This is a genomic window from Trueperaceae bacterium, assembly GCA_019454765.1.
Classification (GTDB): Bacteria; Deinococcota; Deinococci; order Deinococcales; family Trueperaceae; genus JAAYYF01.
The window spans coordinates 20,310-31,388 of the sequence record JACFNR010000012.1 but is presented as its reverse complement, the minus strand read 5'-3'; the positions used below and the strand labels follow the sequence as shown (position 1 = coordinate 31,388).

General features: G+C 70.0%; 9 protein-coding genes. All 9 read left to right on the top strand.

The window, feature by feature from the left end; all coding sequences use genetic code 11:
- Positions 1–1,091 (top strand): NADH-quinone oxidoreductase subunit NuoF (gene nuoF, locus H3C53_05445; protein ID MBW7916116.1); only part of this gene is annotated, 1,091 nt, incomplete at its 5' end.
- A complete protein-coding gene (nuoG, locus tag H3C53_05440) occupies positions 1,088–3,538 on the top strand; it encodes an NADH-quinone oxidoreductase subunit NuoG (protein ID MBW7916115.1) in 2,451 nt (816 codons plus the stop codon). The genes nuoF and nuoG, both read left to right, overlap by 4 nt.
- Positions 3,538–4,557 carry an NADH-quinone oxidoreductase subunit NuoH gene (nuoH, locus tag H3C53_05435; GenBank protein MBW7916114.1) on the top strand — a complete coding sequence of 340 codons (1,020 nt, stop codon included), beginning with the start codon at positions 3,538–3,540 and terminating at the stop codon, positions 4,555–4,557. Before nuoG ends, nuoH begins: the two co-directional genes overlap by 1 nt.
- A gap of 63 nt (positions 4,558–4,620) precedes the next feature.
- Positions 4,621–5,148, top strand: a complete 528-nt coding sequence (nuoI, locus tag H3C53_05430) for an NADH-quinone oxidoreductase subunit NuoI (protein MBW7916113.1) — start codon at positions 4,621–4,623, stop codon at positions 5,146–5,148.
- 1 nt (position 5,149) lies between these two features.
- The gene (locus H3C53_05425) at positions 5,150–5,761 is read left to right on the top strand and encodes an NADH-quinone oxidoreductase subunit J (protein ID MBW7916112.1); all 612 of its coding nucleotides are present in this window, start codon (positions 5,150–5,152) and stop codon (positions 5,759–5,761) included.
- A 1-nt stretch (position 5,762) separates the two neighbouring features.
- Positions 5,763–6,083 (top strand): NADH-quinone oxidoreductase subunit NuoK, encoded by a 321-nt coding sequence (gene nuoK / locus H3C53_05420; protein MBW7916111.1) that lies wholly within the window; start codon positions 5,763–5,765, stop codon positions 6,081–6,083.
- 5 nt (positions 6,084–6,088) lie between these two features.
- Complete coding sequence (gene nuoL, locus H3C53_05415; protein ID MBW7916110.1) at positions 6,089–8,002, top strand: NADH-quinone oxidoreductase subunit L; 1,914 nt, start codon at positions 6,089–6,091, stop codon at positions 8,000–8,002.
- A complete protein-coding gene (locus H3C53_05410) occupies positions 7,999–9,474 on the top strand; it encodes an NADH-quinone oxidoreductase subunit M (GenBank protein ID MBW7916109.1) in 1,476 nt (491 codons plus the stop codon). Before nuoL ends, H3C53_05410 begins: the two co-directional genes overlap by 4 nt.
- The gene (locus tag H3C53_05405) at positions 9,471–10,928 is read left to right on the top strand and encodes an NADH-quinone oxidoreductase subunit N (protein ID MBW7916108.1); all 1,458 of its coding nucleotides are present in this window, start codon (positions 9,471–9,473) and stop codon (positions 10,926–10,928) included. The genes H3C53_05410 and H3C53_05405 overlap by 4 nt, the downstream gene beginning before the upstream one ends.
- Positions 10,929–11,079 lie beyond the last annotated feature (151 nt).

The window sequence follows — 11,079 nt, the reverse complement described above, 5'->3', positions numbered from 1 at the left end:
TCATGGGCCCGCCCGACGGCAAGGCCCGCTACCTGGTCTGCAACGCCGACGAGTCCGAGCCCGGCTCGTTCAAGGACCGCTACATCCTCGAGGACGACCCGCACCAGTTGATCGAGGGCATGATCATCGCCGCCTACGCCATGCGGGTCACCTACGGCTTCCTCTACATCCGCGGCGAGTACTACCACGGCTACGAGCGCGCCGTGGCGGCGGTCAAGGAGGCGCGCGCCGCCGGGCTGCTCGGCACGGGCCTGTTCGGGACCGACTTCTCGTTCGACATCACCGTCCACGCGGGCGCCGGTGCCTACATCTGCGGCGAGGAGACGGCGCTCATGAACTCGCTCGAGGGTCTCAGGGCCAACCCGCGCCTCAAGCCGCCCTTCCCGGCGGCCGCCGGCATGTACGGGCGGCCCACGACCATCAACAACGTCACGAGCCTGACGAGCGCCGTCCACATCATCAACAAGGGCGCCGCCTGGTTCGCGTCCATGGGCACGGACGACAGCAAGGGCACCAAGCTCTACCAGATCTCCGGGCCCGTGAAGCGCACGGGCGTCTACGAGATGCCGATGGGCGCCACCTTCCGCGAGCTCATCTACGACTTCGCGGGCGGGCCCACCATGGAGCCGAAGGCGTTCATCCCGGGCGGCTCCTCCACCCCCATGTTCCCGTGGGAGGACCGCTTCCTCGACATGGCGATGGACTACGGCACGCTGGCCAAGAACTCGTCCATGTTGGGCACGGGCGGCGTGATCGTCATCCCGCGCGAGAAGTGCATCGTGAACGCGCTCTACAACCTCGTGCGCTTCTACAGCCACGAGTCGTGCGGTAAGTGCACGCCGTGCCGCGAGGGCGTCGGTCACTGGCTCCCGCGCATCTACCAGAAGCTCGTGTCCGGCCAGGCGAACCCCGGCGACGTCGACCTGCTCGAGAGCGTGGCCGGCAACATCCGCGGCACCGCCTTCTGCCCGCTGGCCGACGCCTGCATCATGCCCGTGCAGGCCAGCCTCAAGTGGTTCCGCGACGAGTACGAGTACCTGGCGGAGCACGGCAAGTCCAAGTACCCGAAGGCCGACTGGTGGCAAGCATGAAGGTACGCGTCAACGAAGTCGAGCTCGACCTGGCGCCCGGCACGAGCGCCATAGACGCCGTGTTCGCGGCGGGGAGCGACGTGCCCTACTTCTGCAGCCAGGAGTACATGTCTCCCATCGGCGCCTGCCGCATGTGCCTGGCCAAGGTGGGCGCGCCCCGCAAGGACAGGGACGGCAGCTGGATCCTGGACGAGGAGACGGGCGAGCCCAAGATCTTCTGGTTCCCCAACCTGATGGCCACCTGCACCACTCAGGTGATGGAGGGCATGGTCATCGACACGGAGTCCAAGCACGTCAAGGACATCCGCAACGGCATGGTCGAGTTCCACCTCGTCAACCACCCCCTCGACTGCCCGGTGTGCGACAAGGGCGGCGCCTGCGAGCTGCAGGACCGCAGCTACGAGTACGGCGACGGCCTGTCGCGCTTCGAGTTCGACAAGCGCCACTTCGACAAGCACTACCCGCTCTCCGAGCTCATCACGCTCGACCGCGAGCGCTGCATCCAGTGCAAGCGCTGCGTGCGCTACTTCGAGGAGGTGCCTGGCGACGAGATCCTCGACTTCATCGACCGCACCTCGCACACCTACATCGACACGGCCGACGCGGGCCTGCCCAACAACTTCACGGGCAACATCGCCGACATCTGCCCGGTCGGGGCCCTGCTCGACGCCTCCAGCCGCTTCCGCGGCCGCAACTGGGAGTACGACCACACGCGCACGACCAGCATGGACGACGCCACCGGCACGGCCATCATCGTCGACGCCCGCACGGGCCGCATCGAGCGCATCAAGGCCGGCCTCAACCCCGAGGTCAACAAGACGTGGATCGACGACGGCGTGCGTTTCGGCCACGAGTACGCCTCGGCCCCCGGCCGGCTCACGGAACCGCTCGTCAGGCGCCAGGGCGAGCTCAAGCCCGCCACCTGGGACGAGGCGGCCGCCTTCATCGCGGAGCGCCTGAAGGGGCTGAGCGGCAAGGACGTCGGCATCGCCATCCGCGCCGACTCCACCCTCGAGGAGGGCGTGGCCGCCATGGCGCTCGCCGAGGCCCTCGGCACCGGGCAGGTCGATCACGCTCCCAGGCCAGCCGCCGGGGTGCTCCCCGCGCGCGAGGCAGCGACGCTGACCGACCTCGCGACCGCCGACGCCATCCTGGTGGTGGGCGACGTGACCGAGGAGGCCGGCATCCTCGACCTGCGCATCAAGGACGCGCTCAAGGGGGTCACGCCCCCCGCGCTCATGGCGCACGGCGTGCCCATCGCCGACCTGCGCCTCAAGGAGCGCATGCCCCGCAGGCGCGAGATCCTCGCGGTGGCGGCGCCCTACCGCGTCGACCTGATGCGTCACGCCGGCGCCGCGGCCCGCTACCCGGTGGCGGGGGAGGCCGCGTTCTTCGCCGCCCTCACCCGGCTGGCCAACGACGCCAACGCCACCTTGAGCGCCGAGGAGGAGGCCGCCGTCGGGCTGTCCGCCCCCGCCGCGCGCGAGCTCGTCGACCGCCTCGCCGCCGCCAAGAACGGCGTCGTGGTGCTGGGCGGCTTCGTGCTGGCGGGGCGCGAGGCCACCGCGGCGGCGCGCGCCTTCATCAAGGCCGTGTCGGTCAAGGAGATGCCGGTCGGACCGATGGCCAACAGCTACGGCCTCGAGCTCCTAGGCGTCCTTCCCAGCCACGAGCGCTACGACTACGGCGGCATGATCGAGGGCGCGAAGGCCCTGATCGTCTCGCAGCTCGACCCGGCGCTCGACGACGACCTGAAGGAGCGCCTCAGCGGCAAGGAGCTCCTGGTCGTGCACGACATCTTCCTCACCGAGACGGCGCATCTCGCCGACGTGGTGCTACCGGCCGCGAGCGTCTACGAGCGCGACGGCACGGTCGTCAACCTCGAGGGGCGCTTCCTGCCGGTACGGGCCGCGCCAGTCGACGCGGGCACGAGCGCCGACTTCACGGGAGTCGTGCGCGCCATCGGCGAGGCGCTCGGCCAGAGGCTCGAGGGACGCAGCGTGCGCTCCGCGAGGCGCACCCTCAAGAAGCGCTTCGACCTCGACCTGGCCGAGTTGCCGGACGCCGGCACACTGCCGCGCCTCAAGACGCGCGGCCCCGCCAAGGTCGTGGCGCGCGAGGCGGCTGCCGCTCAGGCGGGCAACGTCCTGATCGTGCCTAGCATGGCGCGCGCTGAGTTCTTGCATCTCAACCGGCACCTGGCGGCCGCGACCGGTGGCCCCAGGCTGCGCCTCCACCCCGACGACGCCGCCAAGCACGGCCTCGCCGACGGGGCCGAGGTGCGGCTCAAGGTGGGCGCCACCTGGCGGCGCGCCGTGGTGAGCGTCACCGACGCCGTCGAGCCGGGCCTCGCCACCATCCCGTGCCTACCAGATCAACCCGTGGGACTCGCCCAGGCCGACCTCGCCAACGTCGTCGTCGAGCAGGCCAGGTTGGAGGTCGCGTAGTGGTCCACGATCCGCTCTGGGTGACCTTCATCAAGGCGCTCGTCCTATGCGTCGTCCTCCTGGGCGCGTTCGCCTACATGACGGTCATCGAACGGAAGCTCCTCGGACGGTTCCAGCACCGCTACGGCCCGAACCTCACGGGGCCGGGCGGGTGGCTGCAGCCGATAGCCGACGCCATCAAGACCGTCTTCAAGGAAGACCTCGTCGTGAGCGCGGCGGACAAGTTCGTGCTCGTGCTGGCGCCGGCCATCAGCATCGTCTTCGCGCTGTCGGCCTTCGGCGCCATCCCGGCCGGGCCGGCCGGCAGCCTCTTCGGCCTCAACCCGTGGGTCATGGACCTCGACATCGGGATCCTGTACATCTTCGCTGCGACCTCGCTGGGCGTGTACGGCATATTCCTCGGCGGCTGGGCGTCCAACAGCAAGTACTCGCTCCTGGGGTCGCTGCGCTCGAGCGCCCAGATCATCTCCTACGAGCTGGGCCTCGGCCTCAGCGTGCTGGCCGTCATCATGGTGGCCGGCACCCTCAACCTGCGCGAGATCGTCGAGGTGGGGATCTGGTCGGTCAGCCCCTGGCTCTGGCCGGGGCTGGCGCTGGCGTTCGTCACGTTCGTGATCAGTGGGACGGCCGAGGTGAACCGCACCCCGTTCGACCTGCCGGAGGCCGAGCAGGAGTTGGTCGCCGGCTACCTGACCGAGTACTCCTCCATCAAGTGGGCGCTCTACCAGATGGCCGAGTACGTCAACATGATGACCGCGTCCGCCTTCATCAGCACCCTCTTCCTTGGCGGCTACCGCGGACCGCGGTTCCTCGACGCGGTCGTGCCGGGCATCTCGGAGTGGCCGATCGTGTGGCTGGTCCTGAAGATGGCCATCTTCATGTTCCTGTTCATCTGGCTCAAGGCCACGCTGCCGCGGCTGCGCTACGACCAGCTCATGCGCTTCGGCTGGCTTTACGTCTTCGAGTTCGCGCTCGTCGCCGCGCTCGTCACCGGGGCGGTGATCGCCTATGTCATCTGACCTCGTCGGCGCCGCCCCCCGCCCGCCGCGGCCAGGCGCGCCGCGCCACGGAGGTGCACGCTCATGAGCGTTATCGACATCGCCAAGGGGATGGGCCTCACCCTCGGCTACCTGTTCAAGCGGCCGGTCACGGTGCAGTACCCGCGCGACAAGGTCGACATGCAGGCGCGCTTCCGCGGCCGGCACCACCTGTTGCGGCACCCCGACACTGACCTCGAGAAGTGCATCGGCTGCTCGCTATGCGCCGCGGCGTGCCCCACCTACTGCATCTACGTCGAGGCGGCCGAGAACGACCCTGACAACCCCACCTCGGCCGGCGAACGCTACGCCAAGATCTACGAGATCAACATGCTGCGCTGCATCTTCTGCGGCTTCTGCGAGGAGGCGTGCCCCACCGGCGCCGTCGTGCTCGGTCACGAGTTCGAGCTGGCCGACTTCCGCTACCAGGACTTCGTCTACCGCAAGGAAGACATGCTCGTCGGCACCAAGGGTAGCAAGTGGCAGCGGCGCGAGGCGGAGGCGAAGGGCAAGGACGTGAGGCTCGGCTTCGACGCCGACCACCGCGTCGAGCTGGAAGGCGTGGACTACTGACATGGTCGGCTTCGCCGTTCTGGCAGTCCTGCTCGTCGCCGGGGGCGTGGGCGTCGTGACGCTGCGCCAACCGGTGCACGCCGCCCTGGCGTTGGTCGGCACGCTGCTGGCGTTGGCCGTCACGTACGTCACCCTCCAGGCGCACTTCCTGGCCGCCGTGCAGGTGATCGTCTACGCGGGCGCCATCATGGTCCTCTTCCTCTTCGTCATCATGCTCCTGAACGTGGGCGGCGAGCGGCTCGGCGACCGCCTCGCCTGGCTGAGGCCGGCCGCCTGGGTGGCGGCCGCGGTGGCGGCCGTGGCCGTGGTCGCGGTCGCCGTCATCAGCGCCAGGCCGCTCCCGGCGGCCGACGTCGTGACGACGACGCTGGCGGGCGGCAACGCGGGCAGCATCGCCGAGGTGCTCTTCACGGACTACCTGCTGGCCTTCCAGTTGGTGGGCGTGCTGCTCCTGACGGGCGTCGTGGCGGCTGTCGGGTTGGTGCAGCGCGCGGCGCCGGAGACGCGCCCGCAGGAACGGAGCCTGGCCGGTCGCGGCGCTCCGCACGAGCCGTATCTCGGGGTCGGCGGGGAAGGCGCGCCGGTCTCCGAGGCCGCCGGCGGGGGGCGCTGAGGTGGTAGCCACCGAGTACTACGTGGCCCTGAGCGCCGTGCTGTTCGTGCTGGGAGGCGTCGGCGTGCTGACGCGGCGCAGCGCCATCATGCTGTTCCTGTCGGTCGAGCTGATGCTCAACGCGGCCAACCTCGCCATGGTCGCCTACGCGCGGGCGTGGAGCGCCGGCGGCGCTCGCATCGCGCTGGACGGCCAGGCCGCCGTCTTCATCGTCCTGGCCGTTGCGGCCGCGGAGGTCGCCGTCGGGCTGGGCATACTGGTCGCCATCTTCCGTAACCGCGTGAGCACCAACGTGGACGAGCTCTCGGAGGTGCGCGCATGACCGACATGGTCGCCTGGGCGTCGCTGGCGCCGCTGATCGCGCTGGTGGGTGCGCTCGTGAACGCCTTCTTCGGCAAGAACCTGAAGGAGCCCGCCCCCGGCATCGTCGGCAGCGTGGCGGTCGGCGCCGGCTTCGTGCTGTCGCTCCTCGCCTTCATCGGCGTGGCCGGCGGGGGCGAGGCCGTCAGGGTGGGCTTCGGCGAGTTCCTGCGGGCCGGCGACTTCACCGTCTCGCTGGGCTTCCACCTGGATCAGTTGAGCGTCCTGATGATGATGATCATCACGGGCGTCGGCTTCCTCATCCACGTGTACGCCATCGGCTACATGCACGGCGACGACGGTTACTCGCGCTTCTTCGCGCAGCTCAACCTGTTCGTCGCCTCCATGCTCGTGCTAGTGATGGCCGACTCCTTCGTGCTCATGTTCGTCGGCTGGGAGGGCGTGGGCGTCTGCTCGATGCTCCTCATCGGCTTCTGGTACAAGGACCTCGCCAACGCCGGCGCCGGCCGCAAGGCCTTCATCGTCAACCGCGTCGGCGACTTCGGTTTCCTGCTCGCCATGTTCCTGACCTTCAAGGTGTTCGGCACGCTCGACATCGCGACGGTGACCGCCATGGCGCCCACCATGCTCTACGGCTCCGCCGCCCTCACGGGCATCGGGCTCCTCTACCTACTGGCGGCCACCGGCAAGTCGGCGCAGTTGCCGCTGCACGTCTGGCTGCCGGACGCCATGGCCGGGCCCACCCCGGTGTCGGCGCTCATCCACGCCGCCACCATGGTCACGGCCGGCGTCTACCTGATCGCCAGGACCAGCGCCGTCTACGCGGTGGCGCCGGGCGCCCTCGCCACCGTCGCCTGGATCGGGGTGCTCACCGCGCTCGTCGCCGCCATCGCGGCGGTGGGCCAGACCGACATCAAGCGCATCCTCGCCTACTCGACCATCTCCCAGGTCGGCTTCATGGTGGCGGCCGTGGGGGCCGGCGCGTACTGGGCCGGCATCTTCCACGTGCTCACCCACGCCTTCTTCAAGGCGCTGCTCTTCCTCGGCGCCGGCTCCGTCATCCACGCCCTGGGCGGCGAGCAGGACATCCGCAAGATGGGCGGCCTCGGCAAGCGCATGAAGGTGACAGGCACGACGGCGTTGATAGCGACGCTGGCCATCGCGGGCGTGCCGTTCCTGTCGGGCTTCTTCAGCAAGGACGCCATCGTCGTCGCGACCTTCACGAGCGGCGTGCTGGCCGACGTGGGAGGTGGGGTGCTGTTCTGGCTGCTGATGATCACTGCCGGCATCACCGCCTTCTACATGTTCCGCTGGTACTACCTGATCTTCGGGGGCGAGGAGCGACTGGACCGCGGCGTGGCGGAACGGGTGCACGAGTCGCCCGCCGTGATGACGGCGCCCCTCGTCGTGCTCGCCATCGGCAGCGTCCTCATCGGTTACGTGGGACTGCCCGCCTTCCTCACGGACAACCGCGTCCAGGCGTGGTTGGCGCGCGCCACCGCGGCGGGGGAGTTCTCGCACCCGAGCGTCGCGACCGAGTGGTTGCTCGTGCTGGGTTCCGCCGCGGTCGCCCTGGTGGGGCTCGGGCTCGGGTACTGGGTTTACGTCACCTCCAAGGGCGCCCTCGCCAAGCGCGCGGGCGACACGGTGCTCGCCGGGGCGTCGCGTGGGGCGTTCGGCTTCGACCCCCTCTACAAGGCGCTCTTCACCGACACGGGTAGCGGCGCGGCCGAGGCCGTGAGCCTGCTCGACAAGGAGGTCGTCGACCGCGGGCTCGTGTCCCTTGCCGGACTCGTCCCCCTCCTCGGCGGCGTCGTCCGAAGGTGGCAGTCGGGCCACATCAGGGCCTACGCCTTCGCGATGTTCGTGGGTGCCGCCGGCCTCGCGCTGGTCGCGGCGCTGCTAGGGGTGCTCAAGTGATAGCGCTCGCGATGATCGTCGTCCCGCTCGTGGCGGCAGCGCTCGTCATGCTGGCCCGCCGCGTCCTCCCCTTGGCGCGCGTGCTGGCCGTCGCCGGCGCCGTCGCCACGCTGGTGCTCGCCATCTTCCTGCCGGGCACCCGCCCCCTCGACCTGACCTGGCTGCCCGGCATCGGCGTGAGCTTCTCGCTCGACGGCAACGGCGCGGGCTCCGTCCTGACCTTCGCGGCCGCCCTCATGATGATCCCAGCGGTGCTCGTCGCCACGACGCGCGTGGCGAGCGGCGCCGCCGGCTTCGCCGCGCTGCTGCTCGTGGCCCTGGGCGGCCTCAACGGCATCTTCCTCGCCAAGGACCTCGTCCTCTTCTACGTCTTCTGGGAGGCCACCCTCATCCCCGGCCTGCTGCTGCTCGGCATCTGGGGCGGCGAGCGGCGCCGCGAGGCGACCGTCAAGTACCTCGTGTACGCGGTGACGGGTTCGTTCTTCATGCTGATCAGCATCCTCGCCGTCAAGGCGCTCTCCGGCGCCGCGTCGTTCCACGTCATCGACCTGATGCTCGCCGCCCCCGAACTGCCGGTCGCCACGCAGACGTGGCTGTTCGTCGGCCTCGCCATCGGCATGGCGGTGAAGCTGCCCATCTGGCCGCTCCACTCCTGGCTCGTCGACCTCAACGAGCAGAACCACCCCTCGGGCGCCGCCGACGTGCTCGGCTCGCTCTACAAGGTGGGCGCGTTCGGCTTCTTCGCGTGGGGCCTGCCGCTACTGCCGGCCGGTGCCCTGCGGGTGGCGCCGATCCTACTGGCCCTGTCCGCGGTCACGGCCCTGTACGGCGCCTTCGGCGCCATCGGCAGCAACCACCTCAAGCGCTTCCTCGCCTACGGGTCGCTGTCGCACATGGGGATCATCGGTGTGGGCGTGTTCGGCATGCACCTGGCCGGCATGAGCGGCGCCATGTACTTCCTGGCCGCGCAGATGGTGTCGACCGGCGGACTCTTCCTGATCGTCGGCATGCTCTACCACCGCCGCCGCTCCCTCTACCTCGCCGACTACGGCGGCCTGGCCAAGGCCGCGCCCGCCCTGGCAGCGTTCACGCTCTTCCTGATCTTCACCTTCATCGGCGTGCCGGGGCTCTCCAACTTCCCGGGCGAGTTCATGTCGCTCCTCGGGGCGTTCCAGACGTCGCCCTGGCCGGCGGCCATCGCCACGCTCACGGTCATCGCCGCCGGCGTGTACGGCGTCAACCTCTACCAGCGCCTGTTCCAGGGCCGGTCGGAGGCCGTTGTCAAGGATCTCGACGCGCTCGAGATGTACGTGCTTCTGCCGGTCATCGTCGGCGTGCTGCTCTTCGGCCTGATGCCGGCTCCGCACCTGCAGCGCATCGAGTCGCAGTCGCAGCTGGCCGAACTGCAACTCGAGCGCGCCGCGGCCGCGCCTGGTGGCATCACCCTCAGCGACGTCGGAGGTGCGCGGTGACCTTCCCCGGTCAGATCGACATCCACTGGAGCGTGCTGGCGCCCGCCATCGCCCTGTTGGTGACGGCAGCCGTCACCCTGTTCATCGCGCTGTTCAGCCGCGACTCGCGGGGCGCCGCCGGGGCGGCGCTCATCGGCGTGATCACGGCCGGCGTCTTCACGCTGGCGCAGCTCCTGTCGGGTGAGGCGAACGCGGCGAGCTTCGGTCTGCGCTACCTGGGCGACGTGCCCGCCCTGACCCTCACGCTGGTGATCCTCCTCGGGACGGTCGCCGCCGTGCTCGTCAGCTGGGACCAGCTGCAGCGGGGCGGCATGGAGCACCCGGAGTACTACCCGCTCATGCTGCTGTCTGCGTTGGGCGCCGTCGTGATGGCCTCGGCGGGCGACCTCATCACCCTGATCCTCGGGCTCGAGATCATGTCGCTTCCCGTCTACGCCCTGTCGGCGTGGCGGACCCGCGACCGCCAGTCCGAGGAGGCGGGCATGAAGTACTTCCTGCTCGGCGCGTTCGGCTCGGCCATCCTCATCTACGGCGCGGCGCTCGTCTACGGCGCGGCCGGTTCCTTCGTCTACGGCGACGTGGCCGCGGCCCTGTCCTCCGGGAACCTCACCCTGCTCGCGACCCTCGGCGGCGCGCTGGTACTGGCGGGTCTCGGCTTCAAGGCCGCCCTCGCCCCCTTCCACCAGTGGGCGCCCGACGTCTACACGGGCGCGCCTACGCCGGTCGTCACGTTCATGACGGTGGTCATCAAGATCGGGGCGTTCGCGGCGCTCCTGCGGCTGGCGACGGTCGTGTTCCCGGCGCTGCAGCCGTGGTTGCTGACGGCCCTGGCCGTCATGGTCGCGCTCACGCTGGTGGTCGGCAACTTCAGCGCGCTCATGCAGCGGGGCGTCAAGCGCATGCTCGCCTACTCGTCCGTCGCGCACGCCGGCTACCTCGGCCTGGCGCTCTTGGCGACCGATCACGGCGGCGTCGCGGCCGCGGCCTTCTACCTCACGGCCTACGCCTTCATGAACGCGGGCGCGTTCGCGGTGCTGAGCCTGATCAGCGACGCCAACGACCACGGCGACGACCTGGAACGCTTCGCCGGCCTCGCCAAGCGACGCCCGTGGCTGGCGGCCGTGATGACGCTGTTCATGCTCAGCCTGGGCGGCATCCCGCCCCTCGTCGGCTTCGCGGGCAAGGTCCTCGTCTTCCAGGCGGTGATCGACGCGGGCTACGTGTGGCTGGCCGTGCTGGGCATCGCCACGAGCATCGTGGCCCTCGTGTACTACTTCCGGGTCGTGGCGTACATGTACTTCCGCGAGAGCGCCTACGAGCCGCCCGCCTTCCGGTCGGGAGCCACGCAGGTTGCCATCGCCCTCGCGCTCGCGGGCACGTTGCTGCTGGGCGTGTTCCCGGGCTGGTGGCACACGCTGCTGAGCGCCGGTCCGCGGCTGCTGGCGGGCCTCTGAGCTAGCCGAGGGGCCGAGGAGACCGGTGCGGCCGGCGGCGGTGACGTCGCCGGCCGCACCGCTGGGGCGCGCCACGGCCGCGCCGTAAGAACCCCGTCATCGGCCGTTCCCTATCATCCGGGTGGCCGTCAAGGCCGCGCCTACCCTGCGA

What these genes read in the sequence shown, in the direction of transcription:
- nuoG (MBW7916115.1), top strand. Translation starts at nt 1,088, where the DNA reads ATGAAGGTACGCGTCAACGAAGTCGAGCTCGACCTGGCGCCCGGCACG.
- nuoI (MBW7916113.1), top strand. Translation starts at nt 4,621, where the DNA reads ATGAGCGTTATCGACATCGCCAAGGGGATGGGCCTCACCCTCGGCTAC.
- H3C53_05425 (MBW7916112.1), top strand. Translation starts at nt 5,150, where the DNA reads ATGGTCGGCTTCGCCGTTCTGGCAGTCCTGCTCGTCGCCGGGGGCGTG.
- nuoL (MBW7916110.1), top strand. Translation starts at nt 6,089, where the DNA reads ATGGTCGCCTGGGCGTCGCTGGCGCCGCTGATCGCGCTGGTGGGTGCG.